Origin of the sequence: Streptomyces sp. NBC_00425, assembly GCF_036030735.1 — a bacterium.
Lineage (GTDB): Bacteria > Actinomycetota > Actinomycetes > Streptomycetales > Streptomycetaceae > Streptomyces.
The window spans coordinates 6,983,048-7,005,597 of the sequence record NZ_CP107928.1; the positions used below are offsets into that span (position 1 = coordinate 6,983,048).

Annotated in this window: 21 protein-coding genes; 6 read left to right on the forward strand and 15 right to left on the reverse strand. The window is 72.4% G+C overall.

What is annotated here, in order from left to right:
- Positions 1 to 5: 5 nt before the first annotated feature.
- The 3 genes from htpX to OHS82_RS30630 form a co-directional block, all read right to left on the reverse strand.
- Positions 6 to 926 (reverse strand): zinc metalloprotease HtpX, encoded by a 921-nt coding sequence (htpX, locus tag OHS82_RS30620; RefSeq protein WP_328435002.1) that lies wholly within the window; start codon positions 924 to 926, stop codon positions 6 to 8.
- Between the two features lie 167 nt (positions 927 to 1,093).
- Positions 1,094 to 2,479, reverse strand: a complete 1,386-nt coding sequence (locus OHS82_RS30625) for a hypothetical protein (RefSeq protein ID WP_328435003.1) — start codon at positions 2,477 to 2,479, stop codon at positions 1,094 to 1,096.
- Positions 2,480 to 2,493: 14 nt separating this feature from the next.
- Positions 2,494 to 2,751 carry an SCO2583/SCO2584 N-terminal domain-containing protein gene (locus tag OHS82_RS30630; protein ID WP_057583339.1) on the reverse strand — a complete coding sequence of 86 codons (258 nt, stop codon included), beginning with the start codon at positions 2,749 to 2,751 and terminating at the stop codon, positions 2,494 to 2,496.
- A 334-nt stretch (positions 2,752 to 3,085) separates the two neighbouring features.
- Here OHS82_RS30630 and OHS82_RS30635 point away from each other — a divergent pair, with 334 nt between their 5' ends.
- Complete coding sequence (locus tag OHS82_RS30635; protein ID WP_328435004.1) at positions 3,086 to 3,598, forward strand: hypothetical protein; 513 nt, start codon at positions 3,086 to 3,088, stop codon at positions 3,596 to 3,598.
- A gap of 259 nt (positions 3,599 to 3,857) precedes the next feature.
- On the opposite strand, the gene glnA is transcribed toward OHS82_RS30635, so the two are convergent.
- Positions 3,858 to 5,267, reverse strand: coding sequence for a type I glutamate--ammonia ligase (glnA, locus tag OHS82_RS30640; RefSeq protein WP_057583343.1), 1,410 nt, complete (start codon positions 5,265 to 5,267; stop codon positions 3,858 to 3,860).
- 198 nt (positions 5,268 to 5,465) lie between these two features.
- Here glnA and OHS82_RS30645 point away from each other — a divergent pair, with 198 nt between their 5' ends.
- On the forward strand, positions 5,466 to 5,933 hold the full coding sequence (locus OHS82_RS30645) for an RDD family protein (RefSeq protein WP_057583345.1): 468 nt from the start codon (positions 5,466 to 5,468) through the stop codon (positions 5,931 to 5,933).
- 126 nt (positions 5,934 to 6,059) lie between these two features.
- Here the strand turns inward: OHS82_RS30645 and OHS82_RS30650 are convergent, their stop codons facing one another.
- The 4 genes from OHS82_RS30650 to lipB form a co-directional block, all read right to left on the reverse strand.
- Positions 6,060 to 6,764, reverse strand: a complete 705-nt coding sequence (locus OHS82_RS30650) for a DUF4191 domain-containing protein (RefSeq protein WP_057583347.1) — start codon at positions 6,762 to 6,764, stop codon at positions 6,060 to 6,062.
- A gap of 78 nt (positions 6,765 to 6,842) precedes the next feature.
- The gene (locus OHS82_RS30655; RefSeq protein ID WP_057583349.1) at positions 6,843 to 7,043 is read right to left on the reverse strand and encodes an SCO2195 family GlnR-regulated protein; all 201 of its coding nucleotides are present in this window, start codon (positions 7,041 to 7,043) and stop codon (positions 6,843 to 6,845) included.
- Positions 7,044 to 7,315: 272 nt separating this feature from the next.
- A complete protein-coding gene (gene lipA, locus OHS82_RS30660; RefSeq protein ID WP_057583351.1) occupies positions 7,316 to 8,281 on the reverse strand; it encodes a lipoyl synthase in 966 nt (321 codons plus the stop codon).
- Positions 8,282 to 8,373: 92 nt separating this feature from the next.
- On the reverse strand, positions 8,374 to 9,171 hold the full coding sequence (gene lipB, locus OHS82_RS30665) for a lipoyl(octanoyl) transferase LipB (protein WP_057583353.1): 798 nt from the start codon (positions 9,169 to 9,171) through the stop codon (positions 8,374 to 8,376).
- Positions 9,172 to 9,416: 245 nt separating this feature from the next.
- Between lipB and OHS82_RS30670 the strand changes: the two genes are divergently transcribed.
- Positions 9,417 to 11,018 (forward strand): regulator, encoded by a 1,602-nt coding sequence (locus tag OHS82_RS30670; protein ID WP_328435005.1) that lies wholly within the window; start codon positions 9,417 to 9,419, stop codon positions 11,016 to 11,018.
- Positions 11,019 to 11,219: 201 nt separating this feature from the next.
- Here OHS82_RS30670 and OHS82_RS30675 read toward each other — a convergent pair whose 3' ends face one another.
- The gene (locus tag OHS82_RS30675; protein ID WP_057583355.1) at positions 11,220 to 12,638 is read right to left on the reverse strand and encodes an NAD(P)/FAD-dependent oxidoreductase; all 1,419 of its coding nucleotides are present in this window, start codon (positions 12,636 to 12,638) and stop codon (positions 11,220 to 11,222) included.
- Positions 12,639 to 12,799: 161 nt separating this feature from the next.
- A complete protein-coding gene (locus OHS82_RS30680) occupies positions 12,800 to 13,693 on the reverse strand; it encodes a TIGR01777 family oxidoreductase (RefSeq protein ID WP_199863965.1) in 894 nt (297 codons plus the stop codon).
- Between the two features lie 71 nt (positions 13,694 to 13,764).
- Between OHS82_RS30680 and OHS82_RS30685 the strand changes: the two genes are divergently transcribed.
- Positions 13,765 to 14,262: a GNAT family N-acetyltransferase gene (locus OHS82_RS30685; protein WP_057583357.1), complete on the forward strand. Its 498-nt coding sequence runs from the start codon at positions 13,765 to 13,767 to the stop codon at positions 14,260 to 14,262.
- Positions 14,263 to 14,314: 52 nt separating this feature from the next.
- Here the strand turns inward: OHS82_RS30685 and OHS82_RS30690 are convergent, their stop codons facing one another.
- Complete coding sequence (locus OHS82_RS30690) at positions 14,315 to 15,499, reverse strand: MarP family serine protease (RefSeq protein WP_328435006.1); 1,185 nt, start codon at positions 15,497 to 15,499, stop codon at positions 14,315 to 14,317.
- Between the two features lie 301 nt (positions 15,500 to 15,800).
- Here OHS82_RS30690 and OHS82_RS30695 point away from each other — a divergent pair, with 301 nt between their 5' ends.
- Both OHS82_RS30695 and OHS82_RS30700 read left to right on the forward strand, forming a co-directional pair.
- A complete protein-coding gene (locus OHS82_RS30695; RefSeq protein WP_242433412.1) occupies positions 15,801 to 16,571 on the forward strand; it encodes a peptidoglycan recognition protein family protein in 771 nt (256 codons plus the stop codon).
- Positions 16,572 to 16,646: 75 nt separating this feature from the next.
- Entirely contained in the window at positions 16,647 to 16,883 is a 237-nt protein-coding gene (locus OHS82_RS30700; protein WP_057583470.1) for a hypothetical protein, read from the forward strand.
- A 34-nt stretch (positions 16,884 to 16,917) separates the two neighbouring features.
- Here OHS82_RS30700 and OHS82_RS30705 read toward each other — a convergent pair whose 3' ends face one another.
- The 4 genes from OHS82_RS30705 to OHS82_RS30720 all read right to left on the reverse strand — a co-directional run bounded on the left by OHS82_RS30705 (position 16,918) and on the right by OHS82_RS30720 (position 22,496).
- The gene (locus OHS82_RS30705; protein WP_057583360.1) at positions 16,918 to 17,439 is read right to left on the reverse strand and encodes a DUF4240 domain-containing protein; all 522 of its coding nucleotides are present in this window, start codon (positions 17,437 to 17,439) and stop codon (positions 16,918 to 16,920) included.
- A gap of 295 nt (positions 17,440 to 17,734) precedes the next feature.
- On the reverse strand, positions 17,735 to 18,718 hold the full coding sequence (locus OHS82_RS30710; protein ID WP_057583473.1) for a helix-turn-helix transcriptional regulator: 984 nt from the start codon (positions 18,716 to 18,718) through the stop codon (positions 17,735 to 17,737).
- A gap of 77 nt (positions 18,719 to 18,795) precedes the next feature.
- Positions 18,796 to 21,501: a pyruvate dehydrogenase (acetyl-transferring), homodimeric type gene (gene aceE, locus OHS82_RS30715; RefSeq protein WP_057583362.1), complete on the reverse strand. Its 2,706-nt coding sequence runs from the start codon at positions 21,499 to 21,501 to the stop codon at positions 18,796 to 18,798.
- Between the two features lie 371 nt (positions 21,502 to 21,872).
- The gene (locus OHS82_RS30720) at positions 21,873 to 22,496 is read right to left on the reverse strand and encodes a GntR family transcriptional regulator (RefSeq protein ID WP_057583364.1); all 624 of its coding nucleotides are present in this window, start codon (positions 22,494 to 22,496) and stop codon (positions 21,873 to 21,875) included.
- Between the last annotated feature and the right edge of the window lie 54 nt (positions 22,497 to 22,550).

Genomic DNA, 22,550 nt, shown 5'->3' on the forward strand with positions numbered 1-22,550 from the left:
GCCCGTCAGCCCGCCCTTCCGGGCGTGGCCGCCTCGCCCAGCTCCGCGGAGATCCGGCCCAGCTGGTCGAGCCGCTGCTCCAGGCTCGGGTGGGTGGAGAACAGCCCTGCCACACCGGGCTCGGCGCCCAGCGCCGGGGTGAAGTAGAAGGCGTTGAACGCCTGGGCCGTCCGCAGGTCCTTCGTCGGGATACGGGCGATGTCGCCGGAGACCTTCGTCAGTGCGGACGCGAGCGCCGAGGGACGGCCGGTCAGGTGCGCCGCCGCCCGGTCCGCCGCCAGCTCCCGGTACCGCGACAGGGCGCGGATCATGAGGAAGCTGAGCGCGTACACGGCCGCCGAGACGCCCATCACCGCGGCGAAGACGGCGGCGGTGTTCTGGTCCCTGCGCCCGCCGCCGAACACCTGGGAGTAGAAAGCGAACCGCACGATCAGTCCGGCGATCACACCGAGGAACGACGCGACGGTGATCACGGCGACGTCCTTGTGCGCCACATGGGACAGCTCGTGCGCGAGGACGCCCTCCAGCTCGGCCGGCTCCAGCCGCCGCAGCAGGCCCGTCGTCACGCACACCACCGCGTGCTCGGGACTGCGTCCCGTCGCGAACGCGTTCGGCATGCCCAGGTCGGAGACGGCGACCACCGGCTTGGGCAGGTCGGCGATCGCGCACAGCCGGTCGATCACGGCGTGCAGCTCGGGATACTCCTCCCGCTCCACGACCCGCCCGCGCATCGCGAACAGGGCGACCCGGTCGGAGAACCAGTACTGGGCGCCGAGCATCCCCGCCGCCACGACCACGACCAGCACCCAGGACTTCAGCAACACGATCAACGCGGCGACGAACGCCACGTACAACAGTCCGAGCAGGAACAACGTGACCGTCATCCGCACGGTCAGCCGCCGATCGCTCTGGAAACGGCTCCGCATCTGCATCACCCCGCAGTCAGGCACTCGTCCCACTGCCAGTGTGCACCGCCGCACCCCCATGAACGGCCCCGTAACGGCCCCAGGCGGAGCAAAACCTCCCTGTGCACGGCCGGTGCGGCCGCCCGGTGTCACCGGTCGGGCCGCCGGGCACCGGGGCCGCCTCCGGCTCAGAGCTCCGCAACCTGCGCGGCCCGCCTGCGCAGCTCCGGGTCCGGACCGTCGAGCAGGGCGAGCAGAGCGCCGCGGCGCAGGTCCCCGCCGCGCCGGACGAGCAGCCGGAACGCGGCGAACCGCACATGCGGGGGCCACCCGGCGCCGACCCGCTCGGTCAGCCACGGCGCCGGCACCGCCTCCGCCGAGGGGAGCACCGAGGCGACGACCTCCCGCACCACGCCCGGCGCCGGATCGTCGAGCAGCGGCCACAACCGCCGTACGTCGTCGGCGTCGAGCATCCGCAACCCGGCCACCGCCCGGGACCGTACGCGTGCGTCCGGATGCCGGGACAGCGGCCACAGCACCTCCGCGTCGGCACGCTCGCCGCACTCCGCCAGCCCGAGGACGGCCCCGGGCTCGAGTGCGCCCTCGGGCGAGAGGACGGCCCCGGGCGCAAGGTCCGCCCCGGGCGCACGGTCCGCCCCGGGCGCACGGTCCGCCCCGGGCGAGAGGACGGCCGGCGCCGCGCACCGCTCGCGGTACCAGGCGGCCGGGTCACCGCCGTGCTGCCGCACGACGTAGCGCGCGCACGCCCGCACCACAGCCGACCGGTCGCCCAGGAACCCCGCGGCCCGTTCCGGCGCCCCCGCTCGTCGCAGCGCGGTCACGCCCGCCGCGCGCACCGCCGCACCGCGGGCGGTCAGGAGCAGCCCGATCGTGTCGTCGGGGTCCGCGCCGTCGGCCGCGAGGCAGGCCAGGACGGCGTCCGCGCACAGGCGCTGGACGACGGTGTCGGGGTCCCGGTGGGCGGCCAGGGCGAGTTCGCCGGGGGAGAGGAGCTTCTGCTCGACCGCCAGCCGGTGGGCGAAGCGGCGTACGGCGAGGTCGGGGTGGGACAGGAGGCCGGTGAGCGGGCCGCGCGGCCCGGCGCGCAGCAGCTCGGTGAGCAGGTCCGCGGCGAAGCGGCCCCGCTCCCGGCGGGCGAGCAGCAGGATCAGCGGCGCGAGCGTCTCCGCGTCGGCCGGGCCGAGCCGCTCGCCCAGGACCTCGCGGGCCCGCTCCCGCACGGGCGCGGCCCAGTCGGCGCACCGCACGACGACCAGTGGCAGCAGACCGGCGTACCGGGCGGCCGGTTCCAGCGCCGCCTCGCGCGTCCGGCCGTCGCGATGACACAGGGCCAGCGCGAGCCGGGGCTCGTCGAGCAGCGACAGGTCGGCCGGCAGCGGGACGACGCGCTCCCAGTGGGCCAGACCGTCCCACGCATGCAGGTCCGGCTGTCGCGCTCCCTGGTCCAGCGCGAGCCAGGCCCGTGGACCGGCCCCGGCCACCGTCTCCCGCACGGGAGTGCCCGCCGCGAGCAGCTCCGCCGCCGCTGTCCCGCCCCGGATGTCCACCGACATTTCCCGCGCCCCCTCTAGTACGGAGCCCGGAAGCGGGCGTACCCCAGCAGCAGGATCACGCCGATCACGCAGGCGAGGACGAGCGTCGTCGACAGCCAGGACGAACGGCGGCGCGCCGCCGGGCCGGGATCGGCGCGGAACGGCACCGGCTCCGGGGGGTTCTCCTTCCACCGGGCGGCCAGCATCCGGGCCCGCGCCGAGGGCTCCTTGTGCGTCGCGGCGTCCGCCCATCTGAGGTCGAACTCGCGCTCGCTGTCGTCCTGTTCGGGCATACCTGCGACTCCCCCCGTCGAACAGCAGTGCCAGAAACCATACGACGACGCCCCCGCCCGGAAAAACCGGAAAACGGGGGCGTCGCAGTCGGCCCGTCCGACGGGGCAGGGGCCGTCCGACGGGCCGGGGCCGGTCGCACGTCCGTTGCATGGAGATCGTGTGATGCCGGTGGAGGATGAGTACTCGGTGTGATGGCCCGCCCGTGAATACCAGTGCCCGGCAAACGATTTCAGGCCGTTCCGGGGCTGTAAATCGGCCAAGCCTTGACCTTCGCAGCGTCCTCGTTGAAGATCTTTCCTGGCCCTCGACAGCGGGGGTGGAAATGGGGGAAAAATGAAGAGCTTTGGAAAGTCGATATTTTTCGGCATTTCGGGCGCCGTGCTTGCGGTCTCCGCTCTTGCCACCCCGGCAGCGGCTAACGCCCCGCAGGGCGGAATCGCTACCGTGGCAGAGGCCACCGACGGCCTCGTGATTGGGCAGCCCGTCGTCCACAAGAGGGGTGACGGCGTCAGCCCGCCGGCGGAACTGGGTAACCCCTCCGAGTGGGGCGTCGTAAAGCTGGAAATCAACGATTCGGCCGTGCAGCTGAAACGTCCGGCCGCGTTGAATGAGAATACCTGCAAGGACGTGACTCATGGCAGGTGGTGCTATGGGCAGGAGGTCACGTCGGCTGGAACCGGGAGGAAGTGCTACTCCAACTACATCGCGGACGTGAAGCACAAGTCGACGGTCAGGGTCATCAACATCGACCATTCAAGTGGCTGGGTGGCGAAGGGCGAGACTTCCTACGCCCACCACACCCAAGGTGCGGCATACACCTGCTATGCATATTACGACAATGCATAAATTTGCCCGCAGTGCTGAGGGCTGACCTCCCTCGGCTGAGTCAAGGCTCCTGTGCCGTTGAGTGAGGCGTTCGACGTCTCGACTCGCTGGCACAGGAGCCCTGTTGGTTTCCCACCGTGTCTATGAGCGCCAGGGCGTCCCGTTCCTCGCCGGCCGGGCAGCGAACAGGCCGTCGGCCGTGCCCTTCCGACGAGGAAGGACACGGCCGACGGCACACACGGCCCAGGGGAGCGGAAACCCGCTCTGACCTGGGGCGATATCACACGTCGAAGTACAGCTCGAACTCGTGCGGGTGCGGGCGGAGCTGCAGCGGGGCGATCTCGTTCGTGCGCTTGTAGTCGATCCACGTCTCGATCAGGTCGGACGTGAAGACGTCGCCGGCGAGGAGGAACTCGTGGTCCGACTCGAGGCGGTCGAGGACGGCCGGGAGCGAGGTCGGGACCTGCGCGACGCCCGCGTGCTCCTCGGGGGCCAGCTCGTACAGGTCCTTGTCGATCGGCTCGGCCGGCTCGATCTTGTTCTTGATGCCGTCCAGGCCCGCGAGGAGCAGGGCCGAGAAGGCGAGGTACGGGTTGCCGGAGGAGTCGGGCGCGCGGAACTCGACGCGCTTGGCCTTCGGGTTGGAGCCCGTGATCGGGATGCGCATGGCGGCGGAACGGTTGCGCTGCGAGTACACCAGGTTGACCGGAGCCTCGAAGCCCGGCACCAGACGGTGGTAGGAGTTCACCGTCGGGTTGGTGAAGGCCAGCAGCGACGGCGCGTGCTTGAGGATGCCGCCGATGTAGTAGCGGGCCATGTCCGACAGACCCGCGTAGCCGGTCTCGTCGTAGAACAGCGGGGAGCCGCCGCTCCACAGGGACTGGTGGACGTGCATGCCCGAGCCGTTGTCGCCGAAGATCGGCTTCGGCATGAAGGTCGCGGTCTTGCCGTTGCGCCAGGCGACGTTCTTCACGATGTACTTGAAGAGCTGGAGGTCGTCGGCCGCGGCGAGCAGCGTGTTGAACTTGTAGTTGATCTCGGCCTGGCCGGCGGTGCCCACCTCGTGGTGCTGGCGCTCGACCTGGAGGCCGGACGCGGCCAGCTCCAGGGAGATCTCCGCGCGCAGGTCGGCGAAGTGGTCGACCGGCGGGGTCGGGAAGTAGCCGCCCTTGTAGCGGACCTTGTAACCGCGGTTGTCCTCGAGCGCACCGGTGTTCCAGGCGCCGGCCTCGGAGTCGATGTGGTAGAAGGACTCGTTCTCCGAGGTCTTGAAGCGCACGCTGTCGAAGACGTAGAACTCGGCCTCGGGACCGAAGTAGGCGGTGTCGGCGATACCGGTCGACGCCAGGTACGCCTCGGCCTTCTTCGCCACGTTGCGCGGGTCACGGGAGTACTGCTCGCCCGTGATCGGGTCGTGGATGAAGAAGTTGATGTTCAGCGTCTTGTCGCGGCGGAAGGGGTCCACGCGCGACGTCGACAGGTCGGCGCGCAGCGCCATGTCGGACTCGTGGATGGCCTGGAAGCCGCGGATCGACGAGCCGTCGAAGGCGAGCTCCTCGTCCGGGTCGAACGCCTCGACGGGCAGCGTGAAGTGCTGCATGACGCCCGGCAGGTCGCAGAAGCGGACGTCGACGAACTTGACGTCCTCGTCCGCGATGAACTTCTTGGCCTCGTCGGCGTTCTGGAACATCCAGCTCCTCCTACTCCCGGCCGTCGAGCCGGGGTGGTAGTTCGTTCGTGCTGCCAGTGCGGTGGCACACGCTGTCGTCGACCCTAGGGACGGGTGATTTCTCGGGCGTGACCCATTTGTTTCGCACAAGTTAACCGGACCTCGCCCCGGTCCACCCCACCTGTCCGCATCACGAAACGCGGGCAGTACCGTGGACGCGTGGACAACAGGCAAGCACTCGGATCGTGGCTCTCCGGACCCCGCTCGGCCATGGAGGACGCCGGCGCCGACTTCGGATACCGGGGTGAGCAGCTCGGTCTGCCGGAGGAGGGCCCGGGCTCGATCGCCCGTCCCGGCCGACGGCTCGGCGCGCTGGCCCTGGACTGGGGGCTCAGTGTCCTGATCGCATACAGCTTGATCACGGACGGCTATCGGCCCGCCACGGGCAACTGGGCGCTGCTCGTCTTCTTCGTCATGAGCGCCCTGACCGTCGGCACGATCGGTTTCACCCCGGGCAAGCGTCTCTTCGGTCTGCGCGTGGTCTCCGCCGACACCGGCGCCGTCAGCCCGCTGCGCTCCGTGGCGCGCACGGTCCTGCTCTGCCTGGCCGTGCCGGCGCTGGTCTGGGACCGCGACGGCCGCGGTCTGCACGACCGGCTGGCCCGCACGGTCGAGGTCCGCCTCTGAGGCGTCGCCCACACGCGGCGGCACGGCACACGGGCAAAGCGCTGAAGCGGTGGTACGAGGAAGGGGCGCCCGGATGGATCCGGGCGCCCCTTCCTCGTAGCGTCACGGGCGCGGGGCCGGCGGGGCTCAGCGGGCCTTGCCGCCGCCGCCCTTCGGCAGCCGCATGCCCTTGGGCATCGGGCCCTTCGGCAGCGGCATGTTGCTCATCAGGTCGCCCATCGCGCGCAGCCGGTCGTTGGTGGCGGTGACCTGGGGTCCGGCCAGCACCCGGGGGTACTTCAGCAGGGTGGTGCGCAGCTTCTTCAGCTCCACCTGGCCCTCGCCGGAGCCGACGATCACGTCGTGCACGGGGACGTCCGCGACGATGCGGTTCATCTTCTTCTTCTCGGCGGCCAGGAGGCTCTTCACCCGGTTCGGGTTGCCCTCGGCGACCAGGACGATGCCGGCCTTGCCGACAGCCCGGTGCACCACGTCCTGGCTGCGGTTCATCGCGACGGCGGGAGTGGTCGTCCAGCCCCGGCCGATGTTGTCGAGGACGGCCGCGGCGGCGCCCGGCTGGCCCTCCATCTGACCGAAGGCGGCTCGCTCGGCCCGGCGTCCGAACACGATCGCCGTCGCCAGGAAGGCGAGCAGGAAGCCCAGGATGCCCAGGTAGACCGGATGGCCGAGCAGGAAGCCGATCGCGAGAAAGACGCCGAAGGTGAGGAGGAAGACGCCCGCGAGCACCAGGCCGATCGTCTTGTCGGCCTTGCGGGTCATCTTGAACGTCAGGGCGATCTGCTTCAGTCGCCCGGGGTTAGCGGCGTCCGCCGCGCTGTCACTTCTCGCCATGCCACGAAGTCTACGTGCCCCCACGAGCGCCTACGACGGCAGGAGGCGGGTGTGGGCCGAGGGATCGCGGGCAGGAGCTCAGGGGCGGCCGGAGGTGACGGTCTCGAGGATGCGCTGCGCCTCGACACGGTCCTTGGCGCGACGGCGGTCCTCCAGGACGGAGGTCCAGGCGTTGCGGCGGGCGGTGCGCTGTCCGCTGCTCATGAGCAGCGACTCGACGGCGCGCAGTGCGGTGGTGAAGGACGGGATGGCGGTGGCGCTAACGGGCGCGGCCTGCATGGTGGAGGTTCCCCCTCGTACGGCTCGGACTCGGGTCTACGTGGTGTGATACCAGCGTCACTGATTGGTGTTACCAGGGCGTGACCGGCCGGTCAAACGCGAATGAAGCCTCCGTGCGGGGGGCCGAAACGCTGACGCGGCCCCGGCGTACGCCCTCATCTGCGAGGACGACCGGGACCGCGTCATATCGGTCACTACTGGCGAGTAGGTGCTTGTGCGCGAATTCACACACTCGGCTTGCGCCCGTACGGCGCAAGAGAGGTGACGCTGCGTCAGACCGCCTGGCCGGCGACGAAGGAACCGCGCTTCTCGACGGCCATCTGGTAGAGGCGTCCGGCACGGTAGGAGGACCGTACCAGCGGACCCGACATCACGCCGGAGAAACCGATCTGGTCGGCCTCCTCCTTCAGCTCCACGAACTCGTGCGGCTTGACCCAGCGCTCGACGGGATGGTGGCGCACCGAGGGCCGCAGGTACTGCGTGATGGTGACCAGCTCGCAGCCCGCGTCGTGCAGCTGCCGCAGCGCCTCGCTCACCTCCTCGCGGGTCTCGCCCATGCCGAGGATCAGGTTCGACTTGGTGACCAGGCCGTTGTCGCGGGCCGCCGTGATGACGCCCAGCGAACGCTCGTAACGGAAGCCCGGCCGGATCCGCTTGAAGATCCGCGGGACGGTCTCGACGTTGTGCGCGAAGACCTCGGGCCGCGCGGAGAAGACCTCGGCGAGCTGCTCCGGGACGGCGTTGAAGTCGGGGGCCAGCAGCTCGACCTTGGTGCGCCCCGCCTCCCGCTCGGCCGTCTGCAGGTGGATCTGCCGCACGGTCTCGGCGTAGAGCCACGCCCCGCCGTCCGCCAGGTCGTCACGCGCGACACCGGTGATGGTGGCGTAGTTCAGGTCCATGGTGACGACGGACTCGCCCACGCGCCGCGGCTCGTCGCGGTCCAGCGCCTCGGGCTTGCCGGTGTCGATCTGGCAGAAGTCGCAGCGCCGGGTGCACTGGTCGCCGCCGATGAGGAAGGTGGCCTCGCGGTCCTCCCAGCACTCGTAGATGTTGGGACAGCCGGCTTCCTGGCACACCGTGTGCAGACCCTCGCTCTTCACGAGGTTCTGCATCTTCGTGTACTCGGGACCCATTTTCGCCCGGGTCTTGATCCACTCGGGCTTGCGCTCGATGGGGGTCTGGCTGTTACGGACCTCCAGGCGCAGCATCTTGCGTCCGTCGGGTGCGACTGCGGACACGTCGGCTCCCTGCCTGTCTGCTTAGACTTTCGATTCTTCGGCGTACACCAGGGTACGCCCGTGCTTTTCGAGCCCTGCCGGGCCCTGCGGGGTCAGGCGGTCGCCTTCTCGATCTCGCGCGGTTTCAGCTCGGCATTCTCCAGGACGTCCCTCAGGTGCCGCTCCACCACGGGCAGCACCTCCTCGATCGTCACGTCCCGGCCCAGTTCGCCGGCGAGCGAGGCGACGCCCGCGTCCCGGATGCCGCACGGGATGATCCGGTCGAACCACTTGTTGTCCGGGTTCACGTTGAGCGCGAAGCCGTGCATGGTGACGCCCTTGGCGACCCGGATGCCGATCGCCGCGATCTTGCGGTCCTCGCGCCGCTGGCCGGCGTTGGACGGGGCGTACTCCGGCCCGTTCAGCCGCGGGTCGAACTCCTCGTCCGTGAGCCGGGGGTCGAAGTCCAGCGACAGGCCGCCGAGCGAGGGGCGGGTCTCCACCGGGTCGCCCAGCACCCACACCCCGCTGCGGCCCTCGACCCGGGTGGTCTCCAGCCCGAACTCGGCGCAGACGCGGATCAGGGCGTCCTCGAGGCGGCGTACGTGCGCGACGACGTCCACCGGACGCGGCAGCTTCAGGATCGGGTAGCCCACCAGCTGGCCCGGGCCGTGCCAGGTGATCTTGCCGCCGCGGTCCACGTCGACGACCGGGGTGCCGTCGAGGGGGCGTTCGGCGTCGGCCGTGCGCCGGCCGGCGGTGTACACGGCCGGGTGCTCCAGGAGCAGGACGGTGTCCGGGACCTCGTCGGCGAAGCGCGCCGCGTGCACGCGGCGTTGCTCGTCCCACGCCTCCTGGTACTCGACGGCGTCCCCGCCGAACCCCATCCGGACGAACCGCAACTCGCTCACGGCAAGCGCCTCCCTGAAAGTCGTCAGGCGCGTGACGCGCCCAAGCCACTGTACGACCGCGTGCCACGCGTCAGCCGCACAGCCAATCCTCACACGATCGGATGAATGAACCTCGAGATGTGCGATCGCCCGCTTACGCTCCGCTACATTCGCGCCGTTCGCGAGGCCAAAAGGGCTGATCACACCCATCAGCGCACTTCATCCGGGCACGTCGGAGGCCCGGAAGGCAGGAGACCGCACCGCAGATGACGGAACGACCCGCGCAGCGCACGCCAAACCGTCAGCTCGCCGCGCTCATCGCAGAAGCGGGATTCTCCAACGCGGGACTGGCCCGTCGGGTCGATCAGCTCGGCCTCGAGCACGGGCTGGACCTGAGATACGACAAGACGTCCGTCACCCGGTGGCTGCGCGGGCAGCAGCCCCGTGGCACCACCCCCGCCCTGATCGCCGAGGTCTTCACCCGGCGTCTGGGCCGCCGTCTGAGCGCCCAGGACCTCGGTCTGGACGCGTGTGCCCCCGTCTACGCGGGACTGGAGTTCGCCGGCACGCCCGAGGAGGCTGTCGACATCGTTGGGGGACTGTGGCGCAAGGACTCAGGCAGCCATGCCGAGCTGCGCAAGATCGCCTTCACCCCGGCAGGGCTCGTGGTGCCGAGCCGTGACTGGCTGATCGGGCGGGCCGACGAGAAGGTCGCCCGCAGCGAGCCGCCCGCCCGGGTGCCCGTCCAGGGCCGCCCGGCCATGCGGCCCACCACGCCGCAGCATCCCTCCCCACACCTCTCCCCGCACTCCTCCCCACACCCCTCCCCGTCGCTCCCGGCGTCGCTCGTGTCGCCGCTTTCGCCGGCGCAGACCCCGGCGGCGGCCGTCCCGCCGGGATCTGCGGCGGCCGGGCCGTCCGCCGTGCCGCGCCGGCGCGGTCAGGGCGCCGAGCGCGGCCCCGGCCAGCGGGTCACCGGCGGCGACATCTCCGCGCTGCGCTCGGTCGGCGAGCTCTTCCGCTCCCTCGACGACCGGTACGGCGGCGGCCACGCCCGGCAGGCCCTCGTGCGCTACCTGGAACACGAGTGCGAGCCCATGCTGCGCGGCACGTACGGCGAGCAGACCGGCCGGCGCCTCTTCGGCGCGGCCGCCGACCTGACCCGCCTGGCCGGCTGGACCTCCTTCGACATCGCCGCGCACGGCCTGGCCCAGCGCTACTTCGTGCAGGCCCTGCGCCTCTCCCAGGTGGCCGGGGATCGCGCCTACGGCTCCTTCGTCCTCGTCACCATGAGCCGCCAGGCCGTCTACCTCGGTCACGGCCGGGAGGCGGTGCAGCTCGCGCGGGTGGCCCAGCAGGGCGTCGGCACGGGGGCGCCGCCCGTCGTGCAGGCGCTGCTGCACGCGGCGGAGGCGCGCGGGCACGCGGTGCTCGGCGAGGTGCGCGCCTCCACCGCGGCCCTCGTCCGCGCCGAGCGCGCGCTCGAGGCGGCCAAGTCCGGTGACGAGACGCCGTACTGGGCGCGCTTCTTCGACGAGGCGCAGTTGGCCGACGAGTTCGGGCACTGCCACCGCGACCTGCAGCAGTTCCGGGCGGCCGCCCAGCACGCCGAGCGCTCCCTGCAGCTGCGTCCGGCCGCCCATGCCCGCAGCCGGCTGTTCTGCCGTGTCGTCCTCGCCTCAGCCCGCCTCGGCCTGGGCGAACTCGACCAGGCCTGCCAGCTGGCCGCGGAGGCGGCCGGCCAGGCGGCGGAGATGCGGTCGGTCCGGGCCCTGGAGTACGTCAGGGACTTCGAACGCAGGCTGGAGCCGTACAAGGACGCGTCCCCGGCCCGCACCTACCGCGACAAGGTGGCGGCGCTGGGCTGACCACCCCCGGGCTCCTCCCGCGCCGGACGGGCTGAAGTGCGTGGCCGCCGCCCTTGCGCTGACCGGAGACGTGTGGTGGGCGGGCGGAGGCCGGGAGCTGGAGGCGGAGTCCGGAGTCCGGAGTCCGGAGTCCGGAGTCCGGAGTCCGGAGTCCGGAGTCCGGGAGGCCGGGGGCTCCGCCCCGGCCTCCCGGCCTCCCGGTCACGCCGCTGCCTGCTCCTCGGGGGCCGTCGGGCGCGGGTCGGCCAGGGGCAGGGAACCGGCGGCGCGCAGATCGGAGACGATCGCGGACGCCGCCCGGTGCGCCGAGTGCAGCGCTCCCTGCACGGTGCTGGTGTCCCGGTGGTCGCCGCACACGTACAGGCCCGCCAGCAGCCGCACCGGGCGCCGCAGATCGTGCGGTGCGCGCATCGCGGGCACGGCCTCGGCGGTGTGATGCACCGCCAGCGTCTCCCAGCGCGCGGTGGAGACGCCGTACAGCCGGGACAGATGCATGCGTACGGCGGTGTCGACGCCCGGCGGGGGTGTGCCGAGGACGGTGGACGAGATCAGCGTGCGGCCCGCGGGCGCGCGGCTCGGGTCGATCCGGCTGACCACCGCCGTGTGCGCGACCGGCCCGCCGCGGTCGGCGTCCAGGAGCAGCGAGGCGCCGGTCCCGGGCGGCTCGTCCGTCGTGTGGTGGACGATCGTCACCGGGTGGAAGTCGGGCACCCGCAGCCCGGGCAGCAGCTGTGCCGCACTGCGCGCGTCGGTGGCGACCAGGACCGCGCGGCAGCGGAACTCGCCGTGCCCCGCGGTGGTCACCGAGGTGGTGGAGACGGAGGTGACCCGCACCCCGGTGCGCACGGAGCCCGGCGGCAGGGTCCGTGCGAGGAGGTCGGGCAGCGCCTCGGCGCCGCCCTTCGGCAGCGCCAGCCGGCCGGCCGCGAAGGCGCGCAGCGCGAGGTCCGCGCACCGGCTCGAGGTGGTGAGATCCGGGTCGCACAGCAGCGCGGCGAGCAGCGGGCGCACGAAGCCGTCCACCGTGCGGGCGGGCAGCCCGCGGGCGGCGAGGGCCTGGGCGGCGGGCAGTTCCGGGCGGCGCAGCAGACGCTCGGCGGGGGTGGCCGCGAGCCGGGTGAGCGCGGCGCCGAGCCGGGCCTGGTCCACGGCGGTGCCCAGCGGCGCGCCCGCCCGGAGCCTGGGCGGGGCGGGCGGCCGTCCCGCAGCCGGCAGGGAGCCGCCGGCACGCGGGCGGGGCAGCGCACCCGGCCGGGGAGTGCTCGCCAGGGCGCGCACCGCGTGGAGTGCGCCCCTTGCGCTCCCCGCGCCCGCCTGTGCGCCGGCGCGGTGATGGCGTCCGTCGCTGTGCAGCAGGACCCCCGGCGCGAACGGACGCAAGGCGAGCGCGTCGAGCCCCGGTGTCAGGGTCAGTTCGGGGTACGCCGTGGACAGCAGCTGCCCGATGCGGTCGAGCCGGAACCCGTCGACCTTCTCCGTCGCCATGCGACCGCCCACGCAAGGGGCGGCCTCCAGGACTACGGTTCTTACTCCTGCGCTGGTCAGCCGGTGCGCGGCGGAGAGTCCGGAGACTCCGGCTCCCACCACGACGACGTCTGCCTGGTACGCGGGCTCAAGCACGTGCCCCTCCTCGAGGTTGCGCGGCCGGTGGAGACGTCATGCCCCCGACGGCCGTCCGGGATACCCGAGTTCGGGTCGAGGGTAGGGCCGTGATCGGTCAAGAACAGTCGCGCATGGACAGGGCACGGTCGCACGCCGGTCGCATACGGTCGCGTGGCGGATCAGGCTGCTCGGACGGCATCCTCGATCCCGGGGAACGCGAAGGTGAACCCGGACTCCAGCAGCCGCTTCGGCACCACCCGCGCGCTGCCCAGCACGTCCCCGGCCATCTCGCCGAGCACCGTCCGCAGCACCGGCGCCGGCACCGCGAAGAGCGTCGGCCGGTGCAGCACCCGCCCCATCGCCGCGGTGATCTCACGGTTCGTCAGCGGCTCGGGCGCGGTGAGGTTGAACGGGCCCGACAGGTCGTCGCGGTCGAGGAGGTGCCGGATCGCCGCCACCTCGTCGTGCAGCGCGATGTACGACCAGTACTGGCTGCCGTCGCCCATCCGCCCCCCGAGCCCGGCCGTGAAGAGCGGGAACAGCTTGCCCCAGGCCCCGCCGCCGCGCGCCACGACCAGCCCGGTCCGGGTGAACGCCGTACGCACGCCCGCCTTCTGGGCGGGACCCGCGGCCGCCTCCCACTCCACGCACAGCTCCGGCAGGAAGCCGCTGCCGGCCGGGGCGCTCTCGTCCACGACCCGGTCGCCCGTCTCGCCGTAGAAGCCCATCGCGCTGCCGTTGACGAACACCCGCGGCGGTTCGTCGAGCGAGGCGACGGCCCGCGCCAGCGCCGCCGTGCCGTGCACCCGGCTGTCGTGGATGCGCTTCTTGTAGGCGTCGCTCCAGCGCCGGTCGCCGACCCCCGCGCCCGCCACGTTGACCACGGCGTCGCACCCGGCGAGCCCGGCCGCGTCCACCTGCCCCTTCTCGGGGTCCCAGCGCAGCTCCGACGGCCCCCGGGGCGCCCGGCGCACCAGCCGGACCACCTCGTGCCCGTCCGCGGTCAGGGACCGCGCCAATGCGCTGCCGATCAGTCCGGATGCCCCGGCCACCGCGATTCGCGTACGTTCCATACCGCCATCCTGCCCCCCGGCCCGGGAAAACCCCGGCCGGGTCGCCGTCCGCCCGCATTAGGGTGGCGGCCATGTCCGAGCCGTCCCCACCCCGCATACGGGCCGCGTCAGCCGCCGACGACCAGGCGCTCGGTCTCGTCGACCGGCTGACCTGGTCCCCGCTGCACGCCGTCATGCCCGAGCCGCAGCCGCCGTACGACTCCTTCTTCGACGAGCGGCACCTTCCCCGGGACTTCCTGGTCGCCGAACTGGACGGCCGCGTCGTCGGATACGTGCGTCTCGTCCCGCCCACCCCGCTCGCCGCCAACGCGCACGTCCGGCAGATCCAGGGCCTCGCCGTGCTCGACGAGGCGCGCGGCCACGGCGTCGGACGGGCGCTGGTCAGGGCCGCCGTCGAGGAGACCCGCCGGCAGGGCGCCCGCCGCGTCACCCTGCGCGTCCTCGGCCACAACACCCCGGCGCGGAAGCTCTACGAGGCCGAGGGGTTCACGGTGGAGGGGGTCCTCCCCGAGGAGTTCCTGCTGGACGGCGCATACGTGGACGACGTCTTGATGGGCCGGCCGGTGTAAGGCCCCTTCGGACGGATCGCAGCGGCGCCGCGGCGGGGGACCGCACCGCCGCTCAGGGAGGGGCCAGGTTCCCCGTGTCCACGGGCCGGGTGGCGGTCGCCGCGTGCTTCGCGTCGCCGGCGACCTCCGCCGCCGTCAGCACGTATCCCGTCTCGTCGTCGGAGGTGGAGCGCGCGAAGACCACGCCGTAGACCCGGCCGGTCGTGGTCAGCAGCGGGCCGCCGGAGTTGCCGGGGCGCACGGTGGAGCGGATCGAGTAGATCTCCCGGGTGACGATCTCGTCGTTGTAGATGTTGCGGCCGGTCGCCTTCACCCGCCCCGCGACCGTGGCCGCCTGCAGGTTCAGGTCGCCGTCCTGCGGATAGCCGGCCACCACCGCCGGGTTCCCGCGCGTGGCCTCGTCGTCGAAGACCAGCACCGGCGCCTTCAGGTACGGCACGTAGAGCACCGCCACGTCCTTGTCCGGGTCGAAGAGCACCACGCGCGCGTCGTACGACGGCCCGACGCCGCCGATCCGCACGGTCGGGCTGTCGATGCCCGCCACCACGTGCGCGTTGGTCATCACGTGCTCGTCGGCGTACACGAAGCCGCTGCCCTCGCGGCCCTGGTCGCCCGCGACGCCCTCGATCTTCACCGTGCTGCGCTTGGCCGCCTCGGTGGCGCTCGCCGTGACGCTGTCGCCGGTGGGCTCGGCGACCTCGGCCGTCGACTCGTTCTCGAAGGGGTTGAAGACCTGCGGGAAGCCCGCCTGGGTCAGCGCCGACGTGGCCCGCGCGAACCAGGTGGGCGTGGTGTCCGGCATCACGTCCTGCACGGCCCCCAGCAGCCGTGAGTCCCGTATCGACGACGTGACCACCGGCGACGAGGACGCGCCCAGCACGCTCGCCGCCACCCACGCCACGATCAGCACCGCCACCACGTTGGCCGCCGCGCCGCCGATCCCGTCCGCCACCCGCAGCGGCCCGCGGTCCAGCTCCCGGCGCAGCCGCAACGCCAGCCGCCCCGCCAGTTCGTGCCCGACCGCCGCCGGAAGGAGCACCGTGAACACGGCTGTCACGGTGGCCGCGGTGGTTCCCGGAGTCACCGGATCCATCAGCCACGGCAGGACCCACACGCCGACCACCGCACCGCCCACGAAACCGGCCAACGACACGCAGCCGGCCACCAGGCCCCGCCGGTAGCCGGAAGCGGCGTAGGCCAGGATCACCAGCACCAGCAGAATGTCGAGCAGGTCCACCGGCCCCCCTTTTTTTCTCTTGGATCCCCCAGGTCGTGTCCTAGTACGCGCGGGAGGGGTCCAGTGATCAGCTGTCCGTCCGTCATGGCCGGAACGCGCGCGTGCGGCCCGACGGCCACGCGTGCGTGTACTCCGGAAAACGTCACGGACCGGGATGATGGTTCCACCGGGTGGCACACGCCACATCGCGGACGGAGCGGATTCGTCGGACAGTGGGGTCATGTGTGCCCTCCGACCGGCGTCGCACGGTCCGCGGGGAACGCGCCGTCCGCGCCGCACGCGGATACCGGGCCCGCTCCTCGTGCTCCTGGGCTGTCTGCCCGGGCTCGCCGCCGTGGCCGCCCTGGGGGCGTGCGCGGGGGGCGTCGGCGACGCCGCCTCCGCCGGCCGGACCCCCCGTCCCGCCGCCGCCCGTCCCGCCGCCGGGCACCGGGCGGCCCGGCCGCCCGTCGTGCCGCGCACCGCCTGGCTGGACGCCCTCGCCCGGCACGCACAGCCGCCGCCGCGCTACGACGACAGGGCCGTCGCCGTCTTCGTCCACCACACCGACTCGCCCAACGGCTACGACTGCGCCGACGCGCCCCGCATCATCCGCTCCCTGTACACCGGCCAGACCGCCGCCCGGGGCTGGGACGACATCGGCTACAACTTCCTCGTCGACCGCTGCGGCACCATCTACGAGGGCCGGGCGGGCGGCGTCGACCGCGCCGTCACCGGGGCGCACACCCAGGGCTTCAACCACCGCACGGTGGGCATCGCCGCGCTGGGCACGTTCACCTCCGGGGTGCCGGTGCCGCAGGCCATGGTCGACGCGATCGCCGCCCTGGCCGCCTGGAAGCTCGGCCTGTCCGGCGTCGATCCGCGGTCGCACGTGCGGCTGACCTCCAGCAACAGCCACAGCCGGTACGCGGCCGGGACCACCGCCACCCTGCCCGCCCTGGCCGGCCACCGGGACGGCTTCATGACGAGTTGTCCCGGCGCCGCCCTCGCCGCCCGCCTCCCGGAGATCCGCGAGACGGCCGCCCGCCTCCAGGGCAGGACGGCCGCGCACGCTCTCACAGCAACGCCTTAGGCCGCGTTCAGGGTTCTCCCATGCCACCGTCCTACGGTCGTGCACGACACGAAGCACCGACCGGAGGTGGGGATCATGAACAGCAGCCGTACCGGGGCCGCGCAGACCACGCAGCAGGGCGTCCTCGCCAGGGCCGCCCGCAGCCCCTGGACCGTGCTGTGCGCCGTCGCAGCGGTCGTCCTGGGCCCGGCGGCGGCCACCGCCTCCGCCCTGGAGCAGGCCAACCGGGCCCCGATGCACCACGCGGTGCGGGCCGACCAGCCGCAGGCCTATCTCCCCGCCGACACCACCCGCCGCAGGTTCGCGGCGTGAGGCCGGCCGTCGGGACGCAGCCGCCCGCCGACGCTCATTCCTTGAAGCGCTGCCACAGCCGGGGATACCGCTCGGCCAGCGCCCCCTCGTTCTCGAAGTCGACGGGCGCGCCCTCGGGCTCGGCGGCGGCCGGCGCAATGCCCAGATCCGGGGCGACCATCCCGGTGAGCTGCTCGTAGGCCTCGTCGGCCGCGTAGCCGAGCTCCTCGCCGTCGCCGTCGATCTCCTCGTCGAAGTCGTCCAGCAGGTCGGCGAGCGAGTCCGGGTCGCCGTGCAGCGCGCCCTCGAAGACCTCGCGGCCCTGACCGATCAGCCAGCACCGGAAGAAGTCGAAGGCGTCGTCGCTCGCCCCGTCGAGCAGCAGCCAGGCGGCGCCCCACAGGTCCCAGCGGTAGGCGCGGTTGTAGCGCGACTCGAAGTGCCGGGCGAAGTCGAGCACGGCCTCCGGGTCCAGCCGGAGCAGCCGCTCCACGAGCTGGTCGGCCTGCTCCTCGGGATCGCCCTCGGCGGCCTCGCGGGAGGCGTCCACCAGCTCCCAGAACTCCGTCTCGTCCATCACGCGTCCAGCATCGTGCCTGGAGATGCGGGACGCACCCGGAGTGCGCGGTATTCCCGCCGCGTTTCCGCGCCGCGTCAGCCTTCCCGGCGTCTGTATCGCACCATGTCGGCTTCCCCGGGTCCCGTGTCGTGCCGCGTCGGCTTCCCCGGGTCCCGTGTCGTGCCGCGTCGGGTTCGGCGGGGTGGGTGTCGTGCCGCGTCGGGTTTCGGCGGGGTGGGTGTCGTGCCGCGTCGGGTTCGGCGGGGTGGGTGTCGTGCCGCGTCGGTCTTTCCGGGGCCCGTGTCGGGCCGTGTCAGCTTTCCCGGGACCCGTATCGCGCCGCCAGCCGCAGCGCGTCCGCGGCGAACCACTCCCGCAGGGCCGCCGGGGCGAGCACCTCCGCCTCCGGTCCCAGCGCCGTGAGCTGGGTGTGCGCCACCTCCAGCGACTCGACCCGCAGGGAGACCGTCGCCCAGCCCCGCCCGTCCGGTTCCCCGGCGTCGGCCAGCGCGTCCCGCGCCGCCACCGGGTCGACGGCGTACGGCAGCCGGCGCACGCCGGCCTCCGACAGCCGGACGACGACCTCGGCTCGCAGGAGCGAGCGCGCGAACCGTTCGGCCTGCGTGGCCCAGAAACCCGGCAGATCGAACTCCTCATCCCGGAGGAAACGATCCTGCGCAGGCTCGGCCGCCAGGAAACGGTCGAGACGGTACGTCCGGAACACGTCGCCCTCCGGCACCCGGGCGCACAGGTACCAGACCCCCGCCTTGAGCACGAGCCCGTACGGCTCCAGCTCCCGCTCGACCTCTTCCTCCCCGCGCCGGTAACGCGCCCGCACGCACCGGTCGTCCCACACCGCCTCCGCGATCACCGGCAGCAGCGCCGGCGCCTCCGGCTCCCGGAACCAGGCCGGCGCGTCCAGATGGAACCGCTGCGCCGCCGCGCGCGGCGCGTCCCGCAGGGACGGCAGCAGAGCCGCCGACACCTTCAGCCGGGCGGCCGACGCCACGTCCTCCAACCCCATCTCCCGCAGCGCCCCCGGCACCCCGCTCAGGAACAGCGCTTCGGCCTCGCCGCGCCCGAGCCCCGTCAGCCGCGTCCGGTACCCGCCGACCAGCCGGTAGCCCCCGGCGCGCCCCCGCTCCGCGTACACCGGCACGCCCGCCTCGGAGAGCGCCTGCGCGTCCCGGGTGACGGTCCGCTCCGAGACCTCCAGCTCCCGCGCCAGCTCGGACGCGGTCATGGTCGGCCGGGACTGCAGAAGGAGCACCATCTTGATGAGGCGGGCAGCGCGCATGGGGACATGATGCCGGGACCCGCCGACGGCGAAGGGGGGCACGGCCGGAGCCGCACCCCCCTTCGTCGAACCGTGACCTACAGGCCGTAACGCTCGCGCGCTTCCTTCACCGAAGCCGCCTTGACCTCGCCGCGCCGGGCGAGCTGCGCCAGGGCGGCGACGACGATCGACTCGGCGTCCACGCCGAAGTGGCGGCGGGCCGCGTCACGGGTGTCGGAGAGGCCGAAGCCGTCCGCGCCCAGCGACGACCAGTCCTGCTCGACCCACTGCGCGATCTGGTCGGGGACCTGGCGCATGTAGTCGGAGACCGCGAGGACCGGGCCCTCGGCGCCCTGCAGCGCCCGGCGCACGAACGGCTGGCGCTCCTCGCCGCGCAGCAGGGCCGCGTCGGCGTCCAGAGCGTCGCGGCGCAGCTCGGTCCAGGAGGTCGCGGACCACACGTCGGCGGCCACGCCCCACTCCTCGGCGAGCAGCTTCTGCGCCTTCAGGGCCCAGTGGATCGCGGTGCCCGAGGCCAGCAGCTGGATGCGCGGCGCGTTGGCCGCCGCCACCTGCACGCCGGCCGACTCCGCCGTGTTGAAGCGGTACAGGCCCTTGAGGATGCCCTCGTCGACGCCGGGCGCCGACGGCTTGGCCGGCTGCGGCATCGGCTCGTTGTAGACCGTCAGGTAGTAGAAGACGTCCTGGTCCTCGCCCGGGGCGGCCTCGCCGTACATCCGGCGCAGACCGTCCTTGACGATCGTCGCGATCTCGTACGCGAACGCCGGGTCGTAGCTGAGGGCGGCCGGGTTGGTCGCGGCGATGACCGGGGAGTGGCCGTCGGCGTGCTGCAGGCCCTCGCCCGTCAGCGTCGTCCGGCCCGCGGTGGCGCCGACCAGGAAGCCGCGGCCGAGCTGGTCGCCGAGCTGCCACATCTGGTCGGCCGTGCGCTGCCAGCCGAACATCGAGTAGAAGATGTAGAACGGGATCATCGCCTCGCCGTGCGTGGAGTACGCGCTGGATGCGGCGATGAAGTCGGCCATCGAACCGGCCTCGGTGATCCCCTCGTTGAGGATCTGGCCGTTCTCGGCCTCCTTGTAGTACATCAGCTGGTCGCGGTCGACCGGCTCGTACGTCTGGCCCTTGGGGGAGTAGATCCCCAGTGACGGGAACAGGCTCTCCATGCCGAAGGTGCGCGCCTCGTCGGGGACGATCGGCACCCAGCGCTTGCCGGTCTCCTTGTCGCGGACCAGGTCCTTGACGAGGCGGACGAAGGCCATGGTCGTCGCCAGGCTCTGCGAGCCGGAGCCCTTGTCGAAGGAGGAGAACGTCTTGTCGGCGGGGGCCGGCAGCGGGGCGAGGGCGTGCGTACGGCGGGCCGGGGCGGGGCCGCCGAGGGCCGCGCGGCGCTCCTGGAGGTAGCGGACCTCGGGGGAGTCGGCGCCCGGGTGCCCGTAGGGGACGACCCCGTCGACGAACTGCGCGTCGGAGATCGGCAGCTCCAGCAGGTCGCGCATCGCCTTGAACTCGTCCACCGAGAGCTTCTTCATCTGGTGGTTGGCGTTCTTCGACGCGAAGCCCTCGCCGAGCGTGTGGCCCTTGACCGTCTGGGCCAGGATGACCGTCGGGGCGCCCTTGAACTCGACGGCGGCCTTGTAGGCGGCGTACACCTTGCGCGCCTCGTGACCGCCGCGGGAGAGGTGGAAACACTCGAGGATCTTGTCGTCGCTCAGCAGCTTCGCCATCTCGGCGAGCGCCGGGTCCTTGCCGAAGAAGTCCTCGCGGATGTAGGCGGCGCCGCGCGTCTGGTACGTCTGCACCTGGGCGTCCGGTACCTCGCGCAGTCGGCGGACCAGCGCGCCGGTGGTGTCCAGCTGGAACAGCTCGTCCCAGGCGGAGCCCCACAGCGACTTGATCACGTTCCAGCCGGCGCCGCGGAACTGGGCCTCCAGCTCCTGCACGATCTTGAAGTTGGCGCGGACCGGGCCGTCGAGTCGCTGCAGGTTGCAGTTGATGACGAAGGTCAGGTTGTCCAGGCCCTCGCGGGAGGCCAGTGCGAGCGCCGCCGTCGACTCGGGCTCGTCCATCTCGCCGTCGCCGAGGAACGCCCACACGTGGGACGCGGAGACGTCCTTGATGCCGCGGTTGGTGAGATAGCGGTTGAAGCGCGCCTGGTAGATGGCGGAGAGCGGGCCGAGGCCCATCGACACCGTCGGGAACTCCCACAGCCAGGGCAGCCGGCGGGGGTGCGGATACGACGGGAGACCCTCACCGCCCGATTCCTGGCGGAAGTTGTCGAGGTGCCGCTCGGTCAGCCGGCCGTCGAGGAAGGCGCGGGCGTAGATGCCGGGGGAGGCGTGGCCCTGGATGTAGAGCTGGTCGCCCGAGCCGTCGGCCTCCTTGCCCTGGAAGAAGTGGTTGAAGCCGGTCTCGTACAGCCAGGCGGCCGAGGCGAAGGTGGCGATGTGGCCGCCGACGCCGTGCTTGCTGCCGCGGGTGACCATGGCCGCCGCGTTCCAGCGGTTCCACGCGGTGATCCTGCGCTCCATCTCCGGGTCACCGGGCGCGGAGGGCTCGGCGGCGGTGGGGATGGTGTTGACGTAGTCCGTCTCGAGCAGCTTGGGCAGCGCGATGCCGTTGCCCTCGGCACGCTCCAGCGTGCGGCGCATCAGGTATGCGGCACGGTGCGGCCCGGCCGCCTTGGCGACCGCGTCCAGCGAGGCCTGCCATTCGGCGGTCTCCTCCGGGTCCCGGTCGGGGAGCTGGTCGAGCGCACTGGGCTGGATGGCCTGGGGGTCGGTCATGTCGCCGCCTTCCTCAGTCGAAGGGGGTTCCCTCATCGGCAAGGGTTCGGGGTGCCCTAGGTCTTTGGCAGGACAGGGCGTGGAGCCCGGATGCGGCGTCGTTGTACGGCTCCGCGCGAGACCCGTCGGCGACAATAACCCGCTGATCGATGATCGATCAAAGGGTTGAGGGGGAAAACCTCTTGATCACGAGAAAGTAGGCACGCGGTGCCTTTCGGGCAGGCACCGCGTGCCGTACATTTCGGCGGTTTTCGCAGGTCGGAGCCCACGTATGAGCGCGTGCACGCTCCCCTGGACGCAGCTGATCCCCGCCCTGCGCCAGGCCCCGCCCGGAGGGCGTGCGCCGGCCCCGCCCGGGTCGTACGCCCGCCCTACGGGCGGGGAGCGCACCCGAGGACGTGCGCCTTCACCAGCTCCGCGATCCGCGGATCCCGCCGCCGGAACGCCTGCACCAGCTCCTCGTGCTCCTCCGCGTACGACTGCTGCACGGTCCCCAGCCAGCGGATGGACAGCGCCGTGAACACCTCGATGCCGAGGCCCTCCCAGGTGTGCAGCAGCACGGAGTTCCCGGCCGCCCGCACCAGCTCGCGGTGGAAGCCGACGGTGTGCCGCACCTGGCCGGTGCCGTCGGACGCGCGGTCGGCCTCGTAGAGGGCGGCGACATGCGGTTCGAGCGCCGAGCAGTCCTCGGCCAGCCTTCCGGCCGCCAGCTCCGCCGCGATCGCCTCAAGGCCCGCCCGGACCGGGTAGCTCTCCTCCAGGTCGGCCGCCGTCAGGTTGCGCACCCGCACGCCCTTGTTCGGCGCGGACTCGATCAGCCGCAGCGACTCCAGCTCGCGCAGCGCCTCCCGCACCGGCGTCTGGCTGACCTCCAGCTCGGTGGCGATCCGGCGCTCCACGATCCGCTCGCCCGGCTGCCAGCGCCCGCTGACGATCCCCTCCACGATGTGCTCGCGGATCTGTTCGCGCAGCGAGTGGACGACGGGCGCGGTCATGAGAGCTCCTTTGAGGAGAGGCCCCACGGGCCCCCGGGGGCGTTTGACGTTTAG